The following is a 21376-nucleotide window of genomic DNA, read 5'->3' on the forward strand; positions in this document are numbered from 1 at the left end:
GCCCGCCATGAACGATCCCGCCAAGCGCCCCGAGGACATCGTGCGTGCCGAGGGCGCCCAGCTCGATTACGCCGGCGACATGAGCTACGGCGACTACCTGCACCTCGACGCGCTGCTGGGCGCCCAGCACCCCCTGTCGCCCGAGCACAACGAGATGCTCTTCATCGTGCAGCACCAGACCAGCGAACTATGGATGAAGCTGATGCTGCACGAGCTGCGGGCGGCGATGGACTGCATCCGCAGCGACCGGCTGCAGCCCGCATTCAAGATGCTGGCCCGCGTGAGCAAGATCATGGAGCAGCTGGTGCAGGCCTGGAGCGTGCTTGCCACCATGACGCCGTCCGAATACTCCGCGCTGCGCCCCTACCTGGCCCGCTCCAGCGGCTTCCAGAGCTACCAGTACCGGCAGATCGAGTTCCTGCTGGGCAACAAGAACGCCGCCATGCTGCGGCCTCACGCCCACCGGCCCGACCTCCTGGCCCAGGTGCGCGCGGCGTATGAAGCGCCGTCGCTGTACGACGAAGCGCTGCGCCTGCTGGCCCGCCAGGGGCTGGCGGTGCCGGCCGGCCACCTGGAGCGCGACTGGACCCGGCCCTACGAAGCCGATCCGGCCGTGGAAGCGGCGTGGCTGGCCGTCTACCGGGACCCGGAAACCCACTGGGACCTCTACCAGCTGGCCGAGAAACTGGTCGACCTGGAAGACGCGTTCCGCCAGTGGCGGTTCCGGCACGTCACCACGGTGGAACGCGTCATCGGCTTCAAGCGCGGCACCGGCGGTACGTCGGGCGTGGACTACCTGCGGCGCATGCTGGAAGTGGTGCTGTTCCCGGAGCTATGGAAGATGCGCACGGACCTGTAGCCGCGACGCTGTCGCGTAGCCGCCTTGCCAGCACAGTCTATGCTTGCTAGAATGCGAGGTTACTTTTTGGATACGTGGCCATCCTGATCGCCGGCATGCCGATTACCAGCATGATTGCCGGAGCAGTATCGATGGCGTGGCTGGCGACCCGGCAACCCCAAGGAAACGACGATGAAAGAAGGCATACACCCCGAATACCGCGAAGTGGTGTTCATGGACCAGCAGACGGGCACCAAGTTCGTCACCCGCTCCACCGTGAACACCCGCGAAACCATCGAACTCGATGGCAAGACCTACCCGCTTTTCAAGTGCGACGTGACGTCGGAATCGCACCCCTTCTATACCGGCGCCCAGACCCGCATCGTGGAAACCGGCCGCGTCGAGAAGTTCCGCGCCCGTTTCGCCCGCACCACGGGTGCCGCCAAGTCGGCCTCCTGATGGCGCGGCTTCCGGCCGCAAGGCTGGAAGCGAACGCAGCAAACCCAGCAGCCCTGTAGCCCGGGGCTGCTTTTTTTTCCCCGTGCAGGGGCTCCGTCCCCGGAACCTTTGCCGCGCCGCGGGTTCCGCCCTCGATGCACGCATCGAGTCCGTCCCGGTTTCATACCCGCCTGCGCGGGGTCGGTTACATTAGCGCCGTGTCATCCTCAACGCGATCCACACCGGCCCGGCTCACTGTCCTGGCCACAGCGAAACTCCCCCGGCTGGCCCTGCTGGGACTGGCGCTCGCCTATATCCTGGCCGGGCTCTTCATGCGCGACCCCTGGAAGACCGACGACGTCGTGGGCCTCGCCACCATGGTCACCGCGCTGCGCGAAGGCGGCTGGACATGGCTGCTGCCGCAGGTGGGGTACCTGGCACACGCCCAGGAAGGCCCGCTCATCACCTGGGTGGGCGGCCTGTCGATGTGGCTCTTCGGCCCGTGGATGGGCGACATCACGGCCGGGCGCCTGCCCAACCTGCTGTGGTTCGGCATGACCGCGGCCAGCGTCTGGTACGGCACCTACCTGCTCGGGCGCCGTCCCGAATCCCAGCCCCTGGCGCTGCCGTTCGGCGGCGAGCCCCATCCGCGGGACTACGGCCGCATGCTGGCCGACGCTGCCCTGCTGCTGCTGATCGCAACGGTCGGCATCCTGCAGCGCACCCACGAGACCTCCATCGTGCCGGCCATCATGGCGTGGCAGGCGCTCGCCTTCTATTCGCTGGCGCGCACGCTCGACCGCCCGCTGCTGGGCGCCATCACGCTCGGCGTGTCGGTGGCGGGCTGCTTCCTCACGCGCGGCTGGGTGGGCAGCGCGCCCGTCATGCTGGCCGCGCTGCTTGCCTTCCATCCGCGCAGCGCGCTGTGGCAGCAGGTGCGCTGGCTGCCCTGCGCCATCGTGGTGGCCGCGGCGCTGATCCTGGCCTGGTGGATCCCGGCGTCGCAGGGCAGCGAATACTGGATCCGCAACTGGAAGGTCTGGAATCTCCGCTCGTTCGACTGGCCGGCGCTGGGGCTGTCGGCGCGCACCCTGCGCGACCTGCCCTGGTACCTGTGGCCTACCTGGCCGCTGGCGCTGGTGGCCATCTGGCGCTGGCGCAACTGGCTGTTCTCGCCGCACATCTGGCTGTCGGTGGTGCTGGCCGGCTGCGCGATGTTGCTGCTCTTCTTCCTCGACGAGCCGAACGACGCCGAATACATCATGCTGGCCGTGCCCTGCGCCGTGCTGGGCGCCTTCTCGCTGCCCACGCTGCGGCGCGGGGTGGTCAATACACTCGACTGGTTCGCCGTGATGTGCTTTTCGCTCACGGTGGCCACGGCCTGGCTGGGCTGGGTGGCGCTGCACTTCGGCTGGCCGCCGAAGATCGCCAACAACATTGCCCGCCAGACCACCGGATACGAGCCGCAGCTGTCCTGGATCGCCGTGCTGCTGTCGCTGGCAGTCACCGCCGCCTGGGTGCTGCTGGTGATATGGCGGCTGCGCGTGCGGCCGGCGGCCTTGTGGCGCGGCACCGTGCTGTCGGCCAGCGGACTGACGGCCACGTGGCTCCTGCTGGTATTGCTGTGGCAGCCCGCCGTGGACTACGCCCGCAGCTATCGCACCGTGTCCGGCGAATTGGCGGCCGCCCTGGCGGCGCACCGCCAGCCGGGCGAGTGCGCCCGCGGGCTGAGCCTGGGGGCCGGCCAGCGCGCCTCGTTCCTGGTGTTCGACAACCTCAGCTTCAGCTACGACGCCAAATGCACGCTGGTACTGCAGCAGACCACCCGCAGCAGCCTGCGCGACGGCACCGCGGCCTATAGCGACGAGGGCGTGGAAGAACTGTGGCGCGGCGGCCGGCGCGCCGACCGCCACGAAGTGTTCCGGCTGCTGCGCGTCCCGTCCACCCGATGAATCGCGCTGCCTCCAGCCCCGCCCCCGGTCTGGCCGCGGCGATGGGCGGCATCGTGCGCCAGGCCTGGCCCGTGCTGGTCAGCCAGTGGGCCGGCATCGCCTTCGGCGTGCTCGACACAGCCATGACGGGCCATGCCAGCGCCCGCGACCTCGCCGCCATGTCGCTGGCGGCTTCGGTGTACATCACCGTATTCGTGGGGCTGATGGGCGTGGTGCATGCGCTCATACCCATCCTGGCGCAGCATTTCGGCGCCCGCCGCCACGAGGCCGTGGGCGAGACCTGGGGCCAGGGCGTATGGCTGGCGCTGGGCCTGGCGGTGGTCGGCGCGACGCTGATGCTGTTCCCGGATGCCTGGCTGTCGATGTCGGGCCCGGTGGCGCCGGAAGTGCGCGACCGCGTGGCCGCCTATCTCCGCGCACTGGCGGTGGCCATTCCCGCGGCCCTGGTGTTCCGCACCCTCTACGCGTTCGGCGCGGCGGTATCGCGGCCCAAGACCGTGATGGCCATCAACCTGGCCGCGGTAGGCCTGAAGGCCCTGTTCAACTGGATCCTGATCTACGGCAAGTTCGGCCTGCCCGCGATGGGCGCCACCGGCGCCGGCATGTCCACTGCCCTGGTTTCGTGGATCAGCCTTGCGGCCGGCGCATGGGTCATCACCCATGACCGCTATTACCGCCAGTTCCGCCCGCGCATCGGCCGGCCCCGCTGGCCGGCGCTGAAGGAACTGCTGCGGCTGGGCCTGCCCATGGGCGGCTCGTACCTGGTCGAAGTCTCGGCATTCACGTTCATGGCCCTGCTGGTTGCCCGCGAGGGCACGTACGTGTCGGCGGGACACCAGATCATGTCCAACCTGGCGGCGCTGTGCTACATGATGCCCATGGCGCTGGGCGTGGCCACGGCTGCCGTCACGGCGCAGTCCATCGGCGCGGGCGACCTGGCCCAGGCCCGGCGCACGGGCAATGCCGGGCTGGCGCTGGGCCTGGCGGGCGCGCTGCTCACCTCGGCGGTGCTGCTCATCGGCCGCCCGGCCATTCTTGCCGCCTATACCGACGATGCCCAGGTGGCTGCCGTGGCGGCGAGCCTGATGGCCATGATCCCGCTGTTCCATCTCTGCGACTCGATGCAGTGCATCAACTCCTACCTGCTGCGCGCATACAAGGTGGCGGTGATGCCGCTGGTGCTGCAGACGGTGGCATTGGCCGGCGTAGGCCTGCTGGGCGGCTGGTGGCTGGGGTTCGGGCCGGGCCGCGGCAGCCTGGACGAGGTGCGCGAGGCGGTGATGCCCGGGTCGCCGCAGGGCGCGGGCACCATGTGGCTCATGGCCATGCTGGGCCTGGCGCTGTCTTCGCTGCTGCTGCACGCCTGGTACCGGCGCACGCTCCGGCGCGCAGCGGCCGCCGCGGCCTGAGCAAAAAAACGGCGGGGCGGCGCCATGTGGCGTCGCCCCGCTCTGGATGCCTGCCGCACCGGCTCCCGCCCCGCGCAGGATCCGGCCGCGGCGATGGACGGTGTTATTTTGCGGCGGTTCCGGCAGCCGGCGCAGGGCTGGCGGCGTGGGTCGCTTTCGCGTTCGCCTTGTGCTTGGACGCGTGCGTCTTGACACTGCCCTTGCCGGAAGCCTGCGTCTGCGAGGCGAAGGCTGCAGGCGCGGCCACCAGGCCGAAGCACAGGGCCGAGGTGGAAAGGAACGCAGCAATACGAGCTTGAGTCGTCATGAGTACTCCTAGTCTGGCGCATCGGGGCGCCGATGGCACACGAGGCTCCGGCGACCATCGCCGGGCGGCCCGTGTATGGCATTGGAGCAGCCGGCCTCGCATAGGTTCACGCGGCGCGAGGTTTTTTCGAGGCAGCACGAGCTCTGCCCGGCCTTGAAACAAGCTGTCTTCAGGCTTCGAAGACCAGCAGGGCCACCGTGGCGAACAGCAGCACCGCAAAGGCCGCGCGCAGGCGCCGCTCGGGCAGCCGGTGCGCCAGCCGCACGCCCAGCGGCACGCACGCGAGGCTGCCCAGGGCAAGCGGCACGCCCACGTGCCAGTCGGCCTGGCCGGCCCAGGTATAGGTGAGCAGCGCGATCGTGGAGCCGGGGATGATCATGGACAGCGCCAGGGCCTGCGCCGTGGTCTGCGGCAGGCGGAACACCGAGGTGATCACCGGCACCGCGAGCACGGCCCCGCCCACGCCGAAGAAGCCGCCGAGTATTCCGCAGACCACGCCCAGCATGGCCGCGCGCGGCGGGGTGAAGCGAGGCGCGGGCCGCGCGGATTCCTGCGGCGCCGGGCCGGGACGGCGCCGGCCGAAGGTCTGGTATACGTAGAAGATCGCCACCAGGAAGAGGAACAGCGCGAACCCCAGCCGGAGATCGCGCGATGGTATGCCCAGCGCCAGGCGCGCGCCGACCCAGGTGGAGGCCACGGCCCCCAGCGCCCCCGCGCCGGCGGCGCGCAGGTCGAAGCGCGCGTGCTGGTGATACTTGCGCACGGCCACCATGATGGTGGGCAGCACCATGATGAGCGCGGTGCCCTGCGCCAGCTGCTGCGACATGCCCAGCAGCAGCGCCAGGGAAGGAATGGCGATCATGCCGCCCCCGATGCCGAGCACCCCGCCGAGGAACCCGATGGCCGCGCCGCTGAACAGGCAGGCCGCGACAACCGCCAGGCTCACCGCAGCCGCTCCAGCGCGGCGTCCAGGCGATCCACCGCCCAGATCTCCAGGCCCTCGATGGGCTGGCGCGGCGCATTGGACTTGGGAATGAGCGCGATGCTGAAGCCCAGCTTGGCGGCTTCGCGCAGGCGTTCCTGGCCGCGCGGCGCCGGGCGGATCTCGCCGGCCAGGCCGACTTCGCCGAACGCCACCAGCCCGCGCGGCAGCGGCCTGTCGCGCAGCGAGGACATGATGGCCAGCAGCACCGGCAGGTCGGCCGCCGGCTCCGTGATGCGCACACCGCCCACGGCGTTGACGAACACGTCCTGGTCGTAGGTGGTGACGCCGGCATGGCGATGCAGGACGGCCAGCAGCATGGCCAGCCGGTTGCCTTCCAGGCCCACGGTGAGCCGGCGCGGGTTGGGCGCATGCGAGGAGTCGACCAGGGCCTGCACCTCCACCAGCAGCGGCCGCGTGCCTTCCTGGGTGGCCATCACGCACGAACCGGCCACCTGCTGCTGGTGCTGCGACAGGAACAGGGCCGAGGGGTTGGCCACGCCGCGCAGGCCGCGGTCGGTCATGGCGAAGACGCCCAGTTCGTTGACGGCGCCGAAGCGGTTCTTGAAGGCGCGCACCAGGCGGAACGAGGAATGCGTGTCGCCCTCGAAGTACAGCACCGTGTCGACGATGTGCTCGAGCACGCGCGGGCCGGCCAGCGCGCCGTCCTTGGTGACGTGCCCGATCATGACGATGGTGATGCCGGTCTGCTTGGCGAGCCGGGTGAGCTGCGCGGCGCATTCGCGCACCTGCGAGACCGATCCGGGCGCGGCGGTGAGCTCGCCGCTGTAGAGCGTCTGGATGGAGTCGATCACGGCGACCGCGGGCTTCTGCTCGGCCACGGCCGCCTGGATGGCCTCGAGGCGGATCTCGGCCAGCAGGTTGACGTTGCCGGTCTGGAGGTCCAGGCGGCGCGCCCGCAGCGCGACCTGCTCTGCGGACTCCTCGCCAGTGACATAGAGCACGCGCGTGGTGGCAGAGAGCGCCGCCAGCGCCTGCAGCAGCAGCGTGGACTTGCCTATGCCCGGATCGCCGCCGATCAGCACCACGGCGCCTGCGACCAGCCCGCCGCCGAGCACGCGATCGAATTCGTCCAGGCCCGTGGGCACGCGCGGCGTTTCGCGGGCCTCGATGTCGGCCAGGCTGCGCACCGGGCTGCTGGAGGCCAGCGGCGCATAACGGTGCGGGGCGCCGCCGGCGGCCGGCGACTCCACGGTTTCCTCGAGGGAATTCCAGGCGTTGCAGTGCGGGCACTTGCCCTGCCATTTGGGGGAAGTTCCGCCGCATTCGGCGCAGACATAGACGGTACGGGGCTTGGCCATGGCAGGAGTTTACCGGCAACCGCGCCCCGCCATGCCGGGTCTGCGGCAATCAGGGCGCGGGCGTCATGCGCACGGCGCGGCGAGGCGATACACTGCGACGCCATGGACGCCAACTTTGCAGCAGGGGCCGGCTCGGCCCGCAACGATGCGCACCGCTTGCCTGCCCGGCATGCCGTGCGTCCGCCCGGCGCGCTGCGCCGCCAACGCGCAGGCCGCGCCATCGCCGTCCTGGCACTGGCTGGCGCCGCCCTGCTGGCGAAGGCGCAGGAACTGCCGGCCCCTCCGGTGGACGAACGCCTGGCGGAACCGCCCTCGCTGGAGCAGCTGGTGCCCGCCCCGGCGCCCGCCCTCCCTGCGCCGCTGCGCCGGCCCGCTCCTGCAGCGGACCCGGCCCCGGCGGCGCCGACCGCAAGCCACCCTGCCGCCGCCCTGCCCGGCCTGCCGCCGCGGCCGCCGGCAGGCGGCAACCCACCTCCTTCCCGACCCTAGCCCCCCGCCATGGACATCCTGCACAACTGGTTCAAGCAAGCCCTGCAAGCGCGCCAGCCCCAGATCGGCCTGTGGGCGGGCCTGGCGCATCCCTACACTGCCGAGATCTGCGCCGGCGCGGGCTTCGACTGGCTGGTGATCGACGGCGAGCATTCGCCCAATACGCTGCAGTCCATCCTGGCCCAGCTGCAGGCGGTCGCGCCGTACCGCGTGATGCCCGTGGTGCGGCCGGCATGGAACGATGCCGTCATGCTCAAGCAGATCCTGGACGTGGGCGCGCAGACCGTGCTGGTGCCCATGGTGCAGTCGGCCGACGAGGCGCGCGCCGCAGTCGCCGCGGTGCGCTATCCGCCGCAGGGCATACGCGGCGTGGGCAACGCCCTGGCCCGCGCCGCCCGCTGGAACCGCGTGCCCGATTACCTGGCGCGCGCCAACGCGCAGATGTGCGTGCTGGTGCAGATCGAGACGCAGGCCGGCCTGGACGCGCTGGAAGAGATCGCCGCTGTCGAGGGCGTGGACGGCCTGTTCATCGGACCGGCGGACCTGGCCGCCAGCCTGGGCTACCTGAGCGAGCCCGACCATCCCGACATGCTGCAGACCCTGGACGAAACCATCGGGCGCATCGTGCGCACGAGCAAGGCGGCAGGCATCCTGCATGGCAATCCGGCGCTGGCGCGCCGCTTCCTGCAGGCCGGGGCCACCTTCGTTGCGGTGGGCGCCGACACGGCGCTGCTGACGCGCGCAACCGACCAGCTGGCGCGCGAATTCAAGGGCGGGAAGGCCGCCCCCGCGAGCGGCCCTTACTGAATGAACGCTGCCGGGCGCGCCGCTCAGCGACCGCCCAGGCTGCCGCCGCCGTCCACGCCCAGCACCTGGCCGGTGATGTAGCCGGCGTCGTCGGAAAGGAAGAAGGCCACGGCGGCCGCCACTTCGGCAGGCGCGGCCAGCCTCCTCATGGGGATGGAGGCCAGGGCGCGCTTCTCGGGCTCGCTGCCGGCGGGATGGTTTTCGCGGAACAGCTCCGTCTCGACGGGGCCGGGCGCCACGGCATTGACCGTGATGCCGTATTCGGCCAGTTCCAGCGCCCAGGTGCGGGTGCACCCCACCAGCGCGCTCTTGGCCGCGGAATAGCTGGTGCGCTCGTAGCCGCCCTCGATGACGCGGCTGCAGATGTTCACGATGCGTCCGGTGCGGCGCACTTTCATGGATTCGACGAAGGCCTGGGTGACCTGCACCGCGGCGCGCACGTTCAGGTCCAGCACGCGGTACAGCGTGGCCAGGTCGATCTCGCCCATGCGCTGCGGCGAGACCAGCCCCACGTTGTTGACCACGGCATCGACCGGGAATTTCTCGCGGATCTCGCGCAGCACCTCCTCGGTGCGGCCTGCATCGGCCAGGTCACAGGCATACAGGTAGCCCGGAAAGTCCACGTCGTCGGTATTGCGGGCAATGCCGACGACGTGGCAGCCGAGGTCGGTGAGCCGCTGCGTGAGCGCCCAGCCTATTCCTTTGGTGGCGCCGGTGACCAGTACGCATTTGTCTTTCATGGGAACACCCTTGCGGTAATTGCATATCGGCCCGGACGCATGTTCAGGGCCGGGGGAAATCAAGTAGACACCATGCCGCAGTCTGTGTCATGCCCGGGCGCGCGGCAAGGACACACCCGCGGTCAGGCCGCCGTGGCCACCGGGACGCGCGGAGCCAGGGCGCACAGCAATTCGTAGCCTATGGTACCTGCGGCGCGCGCCACCTCGTCGACCGAAGGGCCGCCCTCGCCCCAGAGCACCACCGGCGTGCCCACGCCGGCCTCGGGCACGGGGCCCAGGTCGACCATGAGCATGTCCATGGAGACGCGGCCCAGCACGTGCGTGCGCACGCCGCCCACGACGACGGGCGTGCCGGTGCCGGCATGGCGCGGATAGCCGTCGGCATAGCCGCAGGCGACCACCCCGATGCGCATGGGCCCGGGCGCGGTGTAGGTGGCGCCGTAGCCCACCGAGGCGCCGGCCGGCAGCGACTGTACTGCAATCAGTTCGGAGCGCAGCGTCATGGCAGGCTGCAGGCCGAATGCGCCGGCCTCCGCGTCGTCGAAGGGGCTGGCGCCATACAGGCAGATGCCCGGCCGCACCCAGTGCGTGGGGCCGGCGCCGCAGGCGAGCTGCGGATAGCGCAGGGTGGCGGCGGAATTGCATACGCTGACCGGGCCCGGCAGCCCGAGCGTGGCGGCCTCGAACACTTCCATCTGGCCCGCCACGCCCTGCGGCCCGTCGGCGCAGGCAAAGTGCGTCATGTTGCCCACGGCACCCAGCACGCCCTGGCGCTGCAGCAGCATGGCGCGCTCGTGGGCGGCGGCGTAGGCGTGCTGCGCAAACCCCAGGCGGTTCATGCCGCTGTTGAGCTTGAGCATGACGTCGACGCGGCGCGACAGCGAGGCCGCGGCCAGCATGTCGAGCTGCCCGGCGTGATGCACGGTGGTGGTGAGATGGTAGCGGTCGACGATCTCGAGATCGGCCGGGCGGAAGAAGCCTTCGAGGAGCAGGATGGGGCCGCCCCAGCCTGCCTCGCGGCAGCGCACCGCCTCGTCGAGGTCCAGCATGGCCAGGCCCTGGGCCGCCGAGAACCCCGTGACGGCGCGCTCGATGCCGTGACCGTAGGCATTGGCCTTGATCACCGCCCAGATCGACGCCGGCGGCGTGGCGGCGGCCTGTGCCGCCCGGTCAAGGTGTTGTCTTACCGCGGCAAGATTGTGTCGCAACGCGGAGAGGGAAATCGAGGCAGAGATCGGGCGCGGCATGATGGGATTCCTGTGGCGGTAGTCTACCCGATCGCCCGCCGACCGCATCCGCCCGCGGGCGCCGGGCGGCGCCCGCCGCGTTTCCTTAAAATGACAGGGTCCGCGCCGCGGGCACACGCCCGCTTCCGGTTCCCTTTTCCATCCATGGCCGTCGATCACTACGAGAATTTTCCCGTCGCTTCCCTGCTGCTGCCGCGGCACCTGCGCCGCGCCGTCACCGACATCTACCGCTATGCGCGCGCGGCCGACGACGTGGCCGACGAAGGCGGCGCGAGCGACCAGGCCCGCCTGGAAGAGCTCGCGGCGTACCGCGCCGAGCTGCACCGCATCGGCGTGGAGCCGGCGCGCCGCGAACCGGGCCAGGCGCGCCTGGCGCCCATCTTCGGGCCGCTGGCCGAGACCATCGCGCGCCACCAGTTGCCGATCACGCCCTTCCTCGACCTGCTCTCGGCCTTCGAGCAGGACGTCACCGTGCACCGCTATGCCGATCATGCCGCGCTGCTCGACTACTGCGCCCGCTCCGCGAACCCGGTGGGGCGCCTGATGCTGTGCCTGTACGGCGCCTCCACGCCGGACAACCAGCGTGATGCCGATGCCATCTGCACCGGCCTGCAGCTGGTGAATTTCTGGCAGGACGTGCGCCCGGACTGGCGCAAGCAGCGCGTGTACATCCCGCAGGAAGACCTGCAGCGCTTCGGCGTATCGGAAGACGACCTCGCGGCCTGCCGGCTCACGCCCGCCTGGCGTGCGCTGATGGCCTTCGAGGTGGAGCGCACGCGCGCGCTGCTACACTCAGGCGCTGCGCTGACGCGGCGGCTTCCGGGCCGCATCGGCCTGGAGCTGCGGCTCGTGGTGCAGGGCGGGCTGCGCATCCTGCAGCGCATCGAGCTCGCAGACTACGACGTATTCATGAAACGCCCCGAACTGGGCCCCCGCGACTGGGCCCTCATGCTGTGGCGTGCGATAAGCTGAAATGACACCAATCCCAGATTCCCGTGCCGCCGCCGGCGGCGCGCCGTGTTCCCAGCCGAGGCGGCGCGCATGACGCCAGACGAATACTGCCAGGACAAGGCGGCACGCAGCGGCTCGAGCTTCTACTACGCCTTCCTGTTCCTGCCGCCGGACCGCCGGCGCGCGATCACCGCGCTGTACGCCTTCTGCCGCGAGGTCGACGATGTGGTCGACGAGGCGCGCGACGAATCCGTGGCGCGCATCAAGCTGGCCTGGTGGCGCACGCAGATCGACCAGATGCTGGAGGGCACGCCGGAGCATCCCGTCACGCGCGCGCTGGCGCCCCACCTGCAGGCCTGCGGCATCACGCGCGAGCGCCTGCTGGCCGTGATCGACGGCATGCAGATGGACCTGGACCAGAGCCGCTACCTCGACTGGCCCGGCCTGCGCAAATACTGCTGGCACGTCGCAGGCGTGGTGGGGGAGCTGTCCGCGGGGGTGTTCGGCTACACCGATCCGCGCACGCTGGAATATGCCGGCAAGCTGGGGCTGGCCTTCCAGCTCACCAACATCATCCGCGACGTGGGCGACGACGCGCGCCGCGGCCGCATCTATCTGCCGGTCGACGAGCTGCAGCGCTTCGACGTGAAGGCGGCGGAAATCCTCGGGGGCCAGTATTCCGAGCGCTTCAGCGCGCTGATGCGCTTCCAGGCCGACCGCGCCCGCCAGCTGTACCGCGAGGCCATGGCCGCCCTGCCCGAGGCCGACCGCCGCGCCCAGCGGCCCGGACTGATGATGGCGGCCATCTATCATGCGCTGCTCGATGAAATCGAACGGGACGACTGGCAGGTGCTGCACCAGCGCATTTCGCTCACGCCGGTGCGCAAGCTGTGGCTGGCCTGGAAGACCTGGGTGGGCGGAGGACGCGGCGTGGTGCGCCGCCTGTCGCGATGAAGGTCGCGGTCATCGGGGCCGGCTGGGCCGGGCTGGCGGCGGCCACGGCGCTGCACGAAGCCGATGCCCACGTCACCGTGTTCGAGGCGGGCCGCACGCCGGGCGGCCGCGCACGGCGCGTGGTGCACCCGGGATTCGGCGACGGCCTGGACAACGGCCAGCACATCCTGCTGGGAAGCTATACCGAGACCCTCGCGCTGATGCGGCGCCTGGGCCGCAATCCCGATGCCCTGCTGATGCGGCGGCCGCTGCGGCTGGCCAGCCTGGATGGGCGGCTGCGCATCTCCGCGCCGCCGCTGCCCGCGCCGTGGCATGCCGCCGCTGCGCTGCTGGGCGCCCGCGGACTGAGCGGCGCCGAGCGGCTGGCCGCAGTGCGCCTGGTACAGGGGCTGCGCGGCTGCGAATGGGCCCCGCCGCCGGCATGGACGGTGCGCCAGCTGCTGGACCAGCACGGCCAGCCCGAGGGCGTGGTGCGGCAGCTGTGGGGGCCGCTGTGCCTGGCGGCGCTGAACACGCCGCTGGAACAGGCCTCCGCCCGGCTGTTCGCCGTGGTGCTGCGCGACAGCCTCACCGGTGCGCGCCGCAACAGCGACATGCTGCTGCCCTGCGTGGATCTTTCCGCGCTGTGGCCGGACGTCGCCGCCCGCCAGGTCACCACGCGCTACGGCCGCACCGTGCGCCAGCTGCGGCCCGCCGAGCGCTGGATAGACGTGAACGACGAACGCTTCGACGCGGCCGTGCTGGCCGTGCCGCCTCCGGCTGCCGCGCGGCTGCTCGGCAATGACCTGCGCGAGTGCGGCTCGCCGGGCCTGCTGAAGGCGCTGCAGGCCTTCGACTACATGCCGATCGCCACGCTCAACCTGCTGCTGGCCCAGCCCTGGCCGCTGCCCGAACCGATGATGATGCTGCGCGAGGATGCGGCGCGCGGCCACCTCGGGCAATGGGTGTTCGACCGGGCCCGCCTCACGGGCCGCGCCGCGCAGGGCGAGCTGGCCGTGGTGGTGAGCGCCGCGGTCGACGTGGCCGAGGGCGAGCGCGAAGCGATCATCGCCGCGCTGGTGGAACAGGTGCGCGAGCAGGCCGCGCGCCACCCCGCGGGCCTGGCGCCCATGCCTGCCGTGCGGCTGGCCGAACTGTTCATCGAGAAGCGCGCCACCTTCGCGGCCCGGCCGGAACGCGTGCGGCCGCTCAACCATACGCCCTGGCGCACCCTGGCGCTGGCCGGCGACTGGACCGACACGGGCTATCCCGGCGTGCTGGAAGGCGCGGTGCGCAGCGGCCTGCAGGCGGCCCGCATCGTGCTGCGCGGCGCCTGAGCCCAGGCGGCTCAGCGCAGGGCCTGCACCGTGGCCAGGCCCAATGCCGTGAGGCACAGCGAGCCGGCCAGGCTCGCCCCCATGTAGCCCAGGCCGGCGAGATAGGCTCCCCGGCCGAACATCTGCACCGTCTCGGCCGAGAATGTCGAGAAGGTGGTGAGCCCGCCCATGAAACCGGTGACCAGCGCCAGTCGCACCCAGCCCGGCCACTCCGGATGGGCGGCCACCGCCGCGAGCGCCAGCCCCACCAGATAGCCGCCGGCGAGATTGGCCGCCAGCGTGCCCCAGGGCCAGCGCGGGCCGTTCAGGTACAGGCCGAGCAGCCAGCGCGCCCAGGCGCCGGCCGCGGCGCCCGCGCCCACGGCGAGGAAATTGAGCGGAATCAGGGTAGGCATGGGCAGGTCTCTACGGGGCAACGGTATGCGGCGCCAGGGCGCGATGCCGCCAGGCGTGATGCGAGGCCCGATCGTATCGGCTGGTGCGGGGCTTGTCACCCTGCCGCCGCGGCATGCGGCCATGGCCGGCGCAGTCGGCTCGTACGTGCCGGGAAAACCCAGGTATGCCATTCATGAGATTGATTCTCATTGAGTGCTAGAATCCCTGCCCATCCCACCGTGAACCCCATGCCTTCCGCCCCTCCCCGCCCGCGCCGCGCCTATTGGTTGAAGACCCTGCACCAGTGGCACTGGATCAGCGCCGCCCTGTGCCTGGTCGGCATGCTGGGATTCGCGATCACTGGCCTCACGCTGAACAACGCCTCCCACATCGATGCCGACCCCAGCGTGCACACGCGGCAGGCGCGCCTGCCGGAGGCGCTGCGCGCCGCGGCGGCGCAGGCGGCCGCCGGCAAACCCGCGCAGATACCCGGGGACCTGGCCCGATGGCTGGCCGACGAACTCGGCATCGACGCGCAGGGACGTAGCCCCGAATGGTCGCCCGACGAACTCTATGTTTCGCTGCCGCGGCCCGGCGGCGACGCCTGGGTCGCCCTGGACCTGCAATCCGGCGACGTGGAATACGAAATCACCGACCGCGGCTGGGTGGCCTACCTGAACGACCTGCACAAGGGACGCCATACCGGCACGGCCTGGAGCTGGTTCCTGGACATCTTCGCCGTCGCCTGCCTGGTCTTTTCGCTGACCGGGCTGGTGCTGCTGAAGATGCACGCCGCCAACCGCAGCGCGACCTGGCCCATGGTGGGGCTGGGCATCGTGATGCCCGTCGTCCTGGTGCTGCTCTGCATCCACTGATTCCTTCGATCCGACCCTGGAGACTCCATGCGCAAACTGCTGTTGTCGGCCCTGCTGGCCGGCGCGATCGCCCGAACGGCCCATGCGGCGGACATCGGCCTGTCCATCGAGGTGCCGCGCCTGGACGTGGCCGAATACCACCGTCCGTACGTGGCCGTCTGGATCGAGAATCCCGACCAGAGCGCGGTTGCCGACCTGGCCGTCTGGTATGACGTGGCCAAGAAAAACAACGAAGGCGCCGAATGGCTCAAGGACATGCGCCAATGGTGGCGCCGCAGCGGCCGCAACCAGCAGTTCCCGGTGGATGGCGTCAGCGGCGCGACCAAACCCGTGGGCACGCACACGCTGAGCTTCGACGCGGCCAGCAAGCCCCTGTCGCAGCTCGAGCCCGGCCAATACGCCGTCGTGGTGGAAGCGGCCCGGGAAATCGGCGGCCGCGAGCTGCTGCGGATCCCCTTCCAGTGGCCGCCGCAGCAGGCTGAACGACTCGCGGCGCACGGCGAACACGAACTGGGCGCCGTCGCGCTCGACCTCAAACCCTGATGCTCCACGCCATGCCCCCAAGGAACGCAACCATGAAATCCGCCGCCAAACTGGCCGCCGCCCTGGCGCTGTGCCTGCCCTTCGCCGCCCACGCGCATGATGTGTGGATCGTGCCGTCCTCGACCGTGCTGTCCGGCACCGACGGCTGGATCACCGTCGACGCCGCCGTCGGCAACGACAAGTTCTATTTCAACCACGCGCCGCTGCGCCTGGATGGCCTGGCCGTGGTCGCGCCGGACGGCAGCGCCGCCGCAGCCGAGAACCTGAACCGCGGCAAGCTGCGCAGCACGTTCGACCTGCAGCTCAAGCAGAGCGGCACGTACCGCGTAGCGGTGGTCAACGACGGTGTGTTCGCGCGCTGGAAGGAAGACGGCAAGAACAAGCGCTACTTCGGCAAGGCGGAAGGCCTGGCCCAGGCGGTGCCCGCCACGGCGGAAGAACTGGAAGTCTCGCAAAGCCTGGGCCGCGTCGAAACCTTCGTGACGGCGGGCAAGCCGACCGCCGTCACGCCCGTGGGCCGCGGCCTGGAGCTCGCGCCCGTCACGCATCCCAACGACCTGTTCACGGACGAAGCCGCCACCTTCCGGATGCTGGTCGACGGCAAGCCCGCCGCCGGCCTGGAAGTCAACGTCGTTCCCGGCGGCAGCCGCTATCGCGACAAGGTCGACGAGATCAAGCTCACCACCGACAAGGACGGCAGGTTCTCGGTGAAGTGGCCGCAGCCCGGCCTGTACTGGATCGAGGCGGGGCTGGAAGACGCCAACGTCAGCGTGCCGCAGGCGAAGCAGCGCCGCCTGTCCTACGCCGGCACGGTCGAAGTGCTGCAACCCTGAGCCCATGGGCGATCGCGTGCCGGCTGCCCCGTCCTACGCGCCCCGCGGCGCGGCAACCACCGTGGTCCGCGCGGCCTACGGCGCCATGCCGGCGCGGCTGCCGGAGCACTTGCCGGCGCCGGCTGCGCTGGCGGGCCGGACCATGGGCACCACCTGGTCCGCGCGCATGGCCTTGCCCGCCGGCTGCCGCGACGAGACGGCGCGGCATGCGATCCAGGCCGCGCTGGACGAAGTCGTGGCGCAGATGAGCACCTGGGAGCCGACATCCGACATCACGCGCTTCAACCTGGCGGCGCCCGGCTGGCATGAACTGCCGGATCGCTTCTTCCACGTGCTGAGCCACGCCCTGGCGCTGGCCCGGGACAGCGGCGGCGCCTACGACCCCACGGTAGGGCCGCTGGTCAATGCCTGGGGCTTCGGGCCGCACCAGCGCGCCTTCGAACCGCCCTCGCCTGCCGTCATCGACGCCGCCCGTGCCCGTTGCGGCTGGCAGCGCGTGCGGCTCGATGCCGCGCGGCAGGCGGCATACCAGCCGGGCGGTGCCTGCCTGGACCTGTCATCCATCGCCAAGGGCCATGGGGTGGACCGCGCCGCGTCGGCGCTGGACGCGCTGGGCATCACGCAATACCTGGTCGAGGTGGGCGGAGAACTGCGCGCGCGCGGCAGGCGGCCGGACGGCCAGCCGTGGCGGGTGGCGGTCGAGGTGCCCGACGCCAGCGGCGACCACACCCTGGCCTTGCCGCTGGAAGCGTGCAGCATCGCCACGTCCGGCGACTACCGGCGGCATGCCGGCAGCGGCGACGCGCGCTACGCCCACACGATCGACCCGCGCACCGGGCAGCCGGTACGCAACCGCGTGGCCTCGGTTTCCGTGCTGCATCGCGAATGCATGCAGGCCGACGCGCTGGCCACCGTGCTGACGGTGCTGGGCGAGGCCGAAGGCCTGGCCTACGCTCGCCGCCACGACCTCGCGGCCCTCTTCATCCTGCGCGACGCCCGGGACTACCGGGTCGTCGCCACCCCGGCGTTCCAGGCGCTGGCGTCGTCGCGCTGAAGCCATGACCCACCTCCGGTTGACCGCCGCAGCGTGCGTGGTGGGGCTGTGGCTGCTGCTGTGCCTGTGGGCATGGCGCCGCGCCAGGCGGCGCGAAGCCCGGCAGGCGCAGGCGCTGCAGGCCCTGGACGCCCCCGCGGCGGACGATACCTTGCTGGTGGCGTATGCAACGCAGACGGGCCATGCGGAATCCCTGGCGGTGCAGACGGCCGAATCGCTGCGTGCGGGTGGCCTGGCCGTGCGCGTGGCCCCGCTCGGCCAGCTGGACCCGGCACGCCTGTCCGGCTACCGCCGCATGCTGTTCGTGGCCAGCACCTATGGCGAAGGCGATCCGCCCGACGCGGCCGCCGCGTTTGCCGGCCACATGCAGGCCCCGCACGCCGGGCTGGCCGGCGCGCAGTACGCCGTGCTGGCGCTGGGCGACAGCGGCTACGCGAACTTCTGCGGCTTCGGCCACCGGCTCGATGACTGGCTGCATGCGCAGGGCGCGACGCCCCTGTTCGACCTGGTGGAGGTGGACGACGGCGACCCCGCCGCCCTGCGCCATTGGCAGCACCACCTGGGCCTGCTGGCCGGCCGCCATGATCTCCCCGACTGGCAGGCCCCGGTCTACGAACCCTGGCGCCTGGCTGCGCGGACGCTGCTCAATCCCGGCAGCCAGGGCGGACCATGCTACCTGCTGAGGCTGACGCCGCCGGCGGGCCGGCGGCCGCGCTGGCTGGCCGGCGATATTGCGGAGGTGGGCCCGCGCCTGGAACGTGGCGGCCCCCTGTAGGCTCACCGCGAATACTCCATCGCGTCGCTGCCGGAGGATGGCGCCATCGAACTGCTGGTACGCCAGATGCGCGGCGCCGACGGCTCCCTGGGACTGGGCAGCGGCTGGCTGACGCACACGGCGCGCGTCGGCGACCCGATCGACCTGCGCGTCCGCACCAATCGCAGTTTCCATGCGCCCGAGGACGGCTGTCCGATGATCCTGGTGGGCAACGGCACCGGGCTGGCCGGCCTGCGCGCCCTGATCAAGGCGCGCCGCGCCGCGGGCCACCGGCGCAACTGGCTGGTCTTCGGGGAGCGCAACGCCGCGCATGACGATTTCTGCAGCGGCGACATCGCCGCCTGGCGCAGCGACGGCACACTGGAGCGCGCGGATCTCGTCTACTCGCGCGACCAGCCCCAGCGCCGCTATGTGCAGCACCTGCTGCGCGAAGAAGCCGATGCGCTGCGCGCCTGGGTGGCAGCCGGCGCCGCCATCTACGTCTGCGGCAGCCTGCCCGGCATGGCGGCCGGCGTGGACGCCGCGCTGCGGGACATCCTCGGTGCGGCCGCCTTGCAGGAACTGCTGCACACCGGCCGATACCGGCGCGACGTGTACTGAGCTGACCGCTGTCGGCGGGCCTTCAGCCCGCGCGCAGCCGCTCGTCCAACGCCGCGAGGCCGGCTGCGAACACGCCTTGCCCGACAGCCTCCACCACGTCGTCCAGCGCCGCGCCCTCCACACGAAAGTCGGCCCACCACTCCACCAACGTGCCGCCGCTTTCCGTGACGGGACGCAGGCACACGCCGGCGACATAGTCGCGCATGGGCAGGTCGGTCTCGATGATGGAATAGCGCAGCGCCGTGCCCGGATCATCCAACATGAGCAATTGTTCGCGCACGAAGCCGGACGGCTTGAGCGTCAAGTGCCGCACGCTGCCCACGGCGTCATGGCGGCCGCCCGGCTCCAGCCGGCTCTGCGCGATCCCGGGATGCCAGGCAGCCAGGCCATCGAAATCGCGGAACAGCGGCCAGACCTTGTCCAGCCCCGCATGGATGACGGCACTGACATATACAGTGTGCGGCATGGCAGCCCCTTCAGAAGGTCAGGTTCTTGAATTCACGCGTGGTGGCGGTCAGGGCCTCTTCGGTGGGCAGGCGCTCCATCGAGCTGGCGCCGTAGAAGCCGTGGCAATGCCTGCAGGCACGCAGCACGTGTGCCGCGTCCTGGGGCGTGGCGATAGGACCGCCATGGCACAGGACGATGATGTCCGGCCGCACCGCCAGCGCCGCTTCGGCGATGCGGTCGATGGCGGCCACGCAGCCGTCCAGCGTCTGTGCGGTTTCGGCGCCGATGGAGCCGCCCGTGGTGAGGCCCATGTGGGCGACGATGATGTCGGCGCCCGCGCGGGCCATGGCCACCGCGTCGTCCTCGTTGAACACGTACGGCGTGGTGAGCAGGCCCTTCTCGTGCGCCAGGCGGATCATGTCGACCTCCAGCGCGTAGCCCATGCTGGTTTCTTCCAGGTTGGCGCGGAAAGTCCCGTCGATAAGCCCCACGGTGGGGAAGTTCTGGACGCCGGCAAAGCCCTGGCGCTTCAGGTCGTCGAGGAACAGGTCGAAATCGCAGAACGGATCGGTGCCGTTCACGCCGGCCAGCACTGGCGTCTTCTTCACCACAGGCAACACTTCCCGCCCCATGTCGACGACGATCTCGTTGGCGTTGCCGTAGGCCAGCAGCCCGGCCAGCGAGCCACGGCCCGCCATGCGGTAGCGGCCGGAGTTGTAGATCACGATCAGATCGATGCCGCCCGCTTCCTCGCACTTGGCCGACAGCCCCGTGCCTGCGCCGCCGCCCACGATAGGCTTGCGCGAGCGCACCATGGCACGAAACTTCTCCAGCAGTTCATTACGGTCGAAACGCGGCATGACGGCAGTCCTCAGTGTGTAGCGATCTCAAGAAAGTGTTCGACCGCCGTCCTGGCGAACAGCGGATCATTGATATGGCACGGCACCCGCACCAGGCGGCGGTCGGCCGTCTGCACCAGATGGGCATCCAGCGCCGCGAACAGGGCGGCGTCGGCCTCAGGATCCCAGAACGCCTGGCCAGGCGCATCCAGCGCGGATACGCCGCCTTCCGGAATGAGAAAGCGCACCGGTCCATCGCACCGGTTCAGTTTGGCTGCGATCCATTCGCCCTGGCGGGCGTTCTCCTCTGCCGTGGTGCGCATCAGCGTCACTTGCGGGTTGTGCGGATAGAACCTGCGGCCGTGATAGCGTTCAGGGACGGTATCCATGCTACCGAAGTTGACCATGTCGAGCGCACCGCAGGATCCCACATACGGGGCGCCGGTGCGCGCGACAGCACCGAAGCGGTCTTCGGTGCAGGCCAGCACGCCGCCGAACAGGAAATCGCATACTTCGGTGGTGGTCAGGTCCAGCACGCCGCCCAGCAGGCGGCTGTCGAGCAGCTTCTCCATCGACTGGCCGCCCGTGCCCGTGGCATGAAACACCAGACAGTCGGCGCGGGACTCGAGGAGCGACATCACTTGCTGCACGCAGGGGGTGGTCACGCCGAACATGGTGATGCCCACGGCGGGCATGCCGTCGTCCACGTCGGTGGCCGCCGCACGCGCCATGCGATACGCCCCTGCGACGGCGCCAGCGGCATTGGCCAGCACCCGGCGCGAAATCCGGTTCAGGCCCGCCACGTCCGTCACGGAATACATCATGGCGATATCCGACGGCCCCACATACGGCGCGACATTTCCCGAAGCCATCGTCGATACCATCAGCTTCGGTGTACCGATAGGCAGCGCACGCATCGCGGGCGTGATCAATGCGGTGCCGCCGGAGCCACCCAGCCCCAGCATGGCGCCGATGTCGGCATTGCCACCGGCGTAGCGCTCGAAGGCCAGCGCCATCGCGGCAATGGCGGTGCCTCGGTCGCCGGTGAAGACGGCGTCGGCGCCCCCGGGGTGGCTGGCCGCCACGTCGCGCGCCTGCACCAGGGCGGCGCTGGCGGCGCCCGAGGTGGACACATCCACCGACACCACATCGAGTCCTTCGCGCTTGAGCAGGTCGACCACGTACTCGGCTTCGTGGCCCTTGGTGTCATATGTGGCGGCGACATAGACCCGCCGGTTCGAATGCGTCATGGCTCCTCCGCGGGCGGCTACACTCGGTGCGCG

General features: G+C 70.6%; 22 protein-coding genes and 1 pseudogene. 14 read left to right on the plus strand and 9 right to left on the minus strand.

Annotation, left to right across the window (positions count from 1 at the left end; genetic code table 11):
* Positions 1–7: 7 nt before the first annotated feature.
* The 4 genes from kynA to ACYBYQ_RS13430 all read left to right on the plus strand — a co-directional run bounded on the left by kynA (position 8) and on the right by ACYBYQ_RS13430 (position 4637).
* The gene (kynA, locus tag ACYBYQ_RS13415; RefSeq protein ID WP_459614673.1) at positions 8–859 is read left to right on the plus strand and encodes a tryptophan 2,3-dioxygenase; all 852 of its coding nucleotides are present in this window, start codon (positions 8–10) and stop codon (positions 857–859) included.
* A 171-nt stretch (positions 860–1030) separates the two neighbouring features.
* Positions 1031–1297: a type B 50S ribosomal protein L31 gene (locus ACYBYQ_RS13420; protein ID WP_459614674.1), complete on the plus strand. Its 267-nt coding sequence runs from the start codon at positions 1031–1033 to the stop codon at positions 1295–1297.
* A 197-nt stretch (positions 1298–1494) separates the two neighbouring features.
* Positions 1495–3228, plus strand: coding sequence for an ArnT family glycosyltransferase (locus tag ACYBYQ_RS13425; RefSeq protein WP_459614675.1), 1734 nt, complete (start codon positions 1495–1497; stop codon positions 3226–3228).
* Positions 3225–4637: an MATE family efflux transporter gene (locus ACYBYQ_RS13430; RefSeq protein WP_459614676.1), complete on the plus strand. Its 1413-nt coding sequence runs from the start codon at positions 3225–3227 to the stop codon at positions 4635–4637. Before ACYBYQ_RS13425 ends, ACYBYQ_RS13430 begins: the two co-directional genes overlap by 4 nt.
* Before the next feature lie 103 nt (positions 4638–4740).
* Here the strand turns inward: ACYBYQ_RS13430 and ACYBYQ_RS13435 are convergent, their stop codons facing one another.
* The 3 genes from ACYBYQ_RS13435 to radA form a co-directional block, all read right to left on the minus strand.
* Positions 4741–4944, minus strand: a complete 204-nt coding sequence (locus ACYBYQ_RS13435) for a hypothetical protein (protein WP_459614677.1) — start codon at positions 4942–4944, stop codon at positions 4741–4743.
* A gap of 169 nt (positions 4945–5113) precedes the next feature.
* Positions 5114–5890, minus strand: a complete 777-nt coding sequence (locus tag ACYBYQ_RS13440) for a sulfite exporter TauE/SafE family protein (RefSeq protein WP_459614678.1) — start codon at positions 5888–5890, stop codon at positions 5114–5116.
* A complete protein-coding gene (gene radA / locus ACYBYQ_RS13445) occupies positions 5887–7248 on the minus strand; it encodes a DNA repair protein RadA (RefSeq protein ID WP_459614679.1) in 1362 nt (453 codons plus the stop codon). Before radA ends, ACYBYQ_RS13440 begins: the two co-directional genes overlap by 4 nt.
* A gap of 102 nt (positions 7249–7350) precedes the next feature.
* On the opposite strand from radA, the gene ACYBYQ_RS13450 reads away from it, so the two are divergent.
* Entirely contained in the window at positions 7351–7737 is a 387-nt protein-coding gene (locus tag ACYBYQ_RS13450; RefSeq protein ID WP_459614680.1) for a hypothetical protein, read from the plus strand.
* Positions 7738–7746: 9 nt separating this feature from the next.
* Positions 7747–8544: a 4-hydroxy-2-oxoheptanedioate aldolase gene (gene hpaI / locus ACYBYQ_RS13455; RefSeq protein ID WP_459614681.1), complete on the plus strand. Its 798-nt coding sequence runs from the start codon at positions 7747–7749 to the stop codon at positions 8542–8544.
* A gap of 23 nt (positions 8545–8567) precedes the next feature.
* Here the strand turns inward: hpaI and ACYBYQ_RS13460 are convergent, their stop codons facing one another.
* Both ACYBYQ_RS13460 and alr read right to left on the minus strand, forming a co-directional pair.
* A complete protein-coding gene (locus ACYBYQ_RS13460; protein ID WP_459614682.1) occupies positions 8568–9284 on the minus strand; it encodes an SDR family oxidoreductase in 717 nt (238 codons plus the stop codon).
* 122 nt (positions 9285–9406) lie between these two features.
* Positions 9407–10531 (minus strand): alanine racemase, encoded by a 1125-nt coding sequence (gene alr, locus ACYBYQ_RS13465; RefSeq protein WP_459614683.1) that lies wholly within the window; start codon positions 10529–10531, stop codon positions 9407–9409.
* A 144-nt stretch (positions 10532–10675) separates the two neighbouring features.
* Here alr and hpnC point away from each other — a divergent pair, with 144 nt between their 5' ends.
* The 3 genes from hpnC to hpnE all read left to right on the plus strand — a co-directional run bounded on the left by hpnC (position 10676) and on the right by hpnE (position 13752).
* On the plus strand, positions 10676–11503 hold the full coding sequence (gene hpnC, locus ACYBYQ_RS13470; RefSeq protein ID WP_459614684.1) for a squalene synthase HpnC: 828 nt from the start codon (positions 10676–10678) through the stop codon (positions 11501–11503).
* A 69-nt stretch (positions 11504–11572) separates the two neighbouring features.
* Positions 11573–12436: a presqualene diphosphate synthase HpnD gene (gene hpnD, locus ACYBYQ_RS13475; RefSeq protein WP_459614685.1), complete on the plus strand. Its 864-nt coding sequence runs from the start codon at positions 11573–11575 to the stop codon at positions 12434–12436.
* Entirely contained in the window at positions 12433–13752 is a 1320-nt protein-coding gene (gene hpnE, locus ACYBYQ_RS13480; RefSeq protein WP_459614686.1) for a hydroxysqualene dehydroxylase HpnE, read from the plus strand. Before hpnD ends, hpnE begins: the two co-directional genes overlap by 4 nt.
* An 11-nt stretch (positions 13753–13763) precedes the next feature.
* On the opposite strand, the gene crcB is transcribed toward hpnE, so the two are convergent.
* Positions 13764–14147: a fluoride efflux transporter CrcB gene (gene crcB / locus ACYBYQ_RS13485; protein WP_459614687.1), complete on the minus strand. Its 384-nt coding sequence runs from the start codon at positions 14145–14147 to the stop codon at positions 13764–13766.
* Positions 14148–14375: 228 nt separating this feature from the next.
* On the opposite strand from crcB, the gene ACYBYQ_RS13490 reads away from it, so the two are divergent.
* From ACYBYQ_RS13490 to ACYBYQ_RS13510, 5 genes and pseudogenes are all read left to right on the plus strand, one after another.
* Positions 14376–15002, plus strand: coding sequence for a PepSY-associated TM helix domain-containing protein (locus ACYBYQ_RS13490; RefSeq protein WP_459614688.1), 627 nt, complete (start codon positions 14376–14378; stop codon positions 15000–15002).
* A gap of 27 nt (positions 15003–15029) precedes the next feature.
* Entirely contained in the window at positions 15030–15545 is a 516-nt protein-coding gene (locus tag ACYBYQ_RS13495) for a DUF2271 domain-containing protein (protein WP_459614689.1), read from the plus strand.
* 32 nt (positions 15546–15577) lie between these two features.
* A complete protein-coding gene (locus ACYBYQ_RS13500) occupies positions 15578–16378 on the plus strand; it encodes a DUF4198 domain-containing protein (protein WP_459614690.1) in 801 nt (266 codons plus the stop codon).
* A 4-nt stretch (positions 16379–16382) separates the two neighbouring features.
* Complete coding sequence (locus tag ACYBYQ_RS13505; protein WP_459614691.1) at positions 16383–17432, plus strand: FAD:protein FMN transferase; 1050 nt, start codon at positions 16383–16385, stop codon at positions 17430–17432.
* 4 nt (positions 17433–17436) lie between these two features.
* Positions 17437–18807, plus strand: a pseudogene (locus ACYBYQ_RS13510) (sulfite reductase subunit alpha).
* A gap of 22 nt (positions 18808–18829) precedes the next feature.
* Here ACYBYQ_RS13510 and ACYBYQ_RS13515 read toward each other — a convergent pair.
* From ACYBYQ_RS13515 to ACYBYQ_RS13525, 3 genes are read right to left on the minus strand one after another with little or no spacing between them, the layout of a single operon-like run.
* Positions 18830–19273 carry an SRPBCC family protein gene (locus tag ACYBYQ_RS13515; RefSeq protein WP_459614692.1) on the minus strand — a complete coding sequence of 148 codons (444 nt, stop codon included), beginning with the start codon at positions 19271–19273 and terminating at the stop codon, positions 18830–18832.
* A gap of 10 nt (positions 19274–19283) precedes the next feature.
* The gene (locus tag ACYBYQ_RS13520; protein WP_459614693.1) at positions 19284–20114 is read right to left on the minus strand and encodes a phosphoenolpyruvate hydrolase family protein; all 831 of its coding nucleotides are present in this window, start codon (positions 20112–20114) and stop codon (positions 19284–19286) included.
* A gap of 11 nt (positions 20115–20125) precedes the next feature.
* Positions 20126–21343, minus strand: a complete 1218-nt coding sequence (locus tag ACYBYQ_RS13525; RefSeq protein WP_459614694.1) for a Tm-1-like ATP-binding domain-containing protein — start codon at positions 21341–21343, stop codon at positions 20126–20128.
* Between the last annotated feature and the right edge of the window lie 33 nt (positions 21344–21376).

The organism is Bordetella sp. 2513F2 (genome assembly GCF_054642735.1).

Excerpts from the sequence above, each read along its gene's own strand:
- alr (WP_459614683.1), bottom strand. The coding sequence starts at position 10,531 with ATGCCGCGCCCGATCTCTGCCTCGATTTCCCTCTCCGCGTTGCGACAC.
- ACYBYQ_RS13450 (WP_459614680.1), top strand. The coding sequence starts at position 7,351 with ATGGACGCCAACTTTGCAGCAGGGGCCGGCTCGGCCCGCAACGATGCG.
- radA (WP_459614679.1), bottom strand. The coding sequence starts at position 7,248 with ATGGCCAAGCCCCGTACCGTCTATGTCTGCGCCGAATGCGGCGGAACT.
- crcB (WP_459614687.1), bottom strand. The coding sequence starts at position 14,147 with ATGCCTACCCTGATTCCGCTCAATTTCCTCGCCGTGGGCGCGGGCGCC.
- hpaI (WP_459614681.1), top strand. The coding sequence starts at position 7,747 with ATGGACATCCTGCACAACTGGTTCAAGCAAGCCCTGCAAGCGCGCCAG.
- kynA (WP_459614673.1), top strand. The coding sequence starts at position 8 with ATGAACGATCCCGCCAAGCGCCCCGAGGACATCGTGCGTGCCGAGGGC.
- ACYBYQ_RS13505 (WP_459614691.1), top strand. The coding sequence starts at position 16,383 with ATGGGCGATCGCGTGCCGGCTGCCCCGTCCTACGCGCCCCGCGGCGCG.
- ACYBYQ_RS13500 (WP_459614690.1), top strand. The coding sequence starts at position 15,578 with ATGAAATCCGCCGCCAAACTGGCCGCCGCCCTGGCGCTGTGCCTGCCC.
- ACYBYQ_RS13520 (WP_459614693.1), bottom strand. The coding sequence starts at position 20,114 with ATGCCGCGTTTCGACCGTAATGAACTGCTGGAGAAGTTTCGTGCCATG.
- ACYBYQ_RS13490 (WP_459614688.1), top strand. The coding sequence starts at position 14,376 with ATGCCTTCCGCCCCTCCCCGCCCGCGCCGCGCCTATTGGTTGAAGACC.
- hpnC (WP_459614684.1), top strand. The coding sequence starts at position 10,676 with ATGGCCGTCGATCACTACGAGAATTTTCCCGTCGCTTCCCTGCTGCTG.
- ACYBYQ_RS13495 (WP_459614689.1), top strand. The coding sequence starts at position 15,030 with ATGCGCAAACTGCTGTTGTCGGCCCTGCTGGCCGGCGCGATCGCCCGA.
- ACYBYQ_RS13515 (WP_459614692.1), bottom strand. The coding sequence starts at position 19,273 with ATGCCGCACACTGTATATGTCAGTGCCGTCATCCATGCGGGGCTGGAC.
- hpnD (WP_459614685.1), top strand. The coding sequence starts at position 11,573 with ATGACGCCAGACGAATACTGCCAGGACAAGGCGGCACGCAGCGGCTCG.
- ACYBYQ_RS13525 (WP_459614694.1), bottom strand. The coding sequence starts at position 21,343 with ATGACGCATTCGAACCGGCGGGTCTATGTCGCCGCCACATATGACACC.
- ACYBYQ_RS13430 (WP_459614676.1), top strand. The coding sequence starts at position 3,225 with ATGAATCGCGCTGCCTCCAGCCCCGCCCCCGGTCTGGCCGCGGCGATG.
- ACYBYQ_RS13435 (WP_459614677.1), bottom strand. The coding sequence starts at position 4,944 with ATGACGACTCAAGCTCGTATTGCTGCGTTCCTTTCCACCTCGGCCCTG.
- ACYBYQ_RS13420 (WP_459614674.1), top strand. The coding sequence starts at position 1,031 with ATGAAAGAAGGCATACACCCCGAATACCGCGAAGTGGTGTTCATGGAC.
- hpnE (WP_459614686.1), top strand. The coding sequence starts at position 12,433 with ATGAAGGTCGCGGTCATCGGGGCCGGCTGGGCCGGGCTGGCGGCGGCC.
- ACYBYQ_RS13460 (WP_459614682.1), bottom strand. The coding sequence starts at position 9,284 with ATGAAAGACAAATGCGTACTGGTCACCGGCGCCACCAAAGGAATAGGC.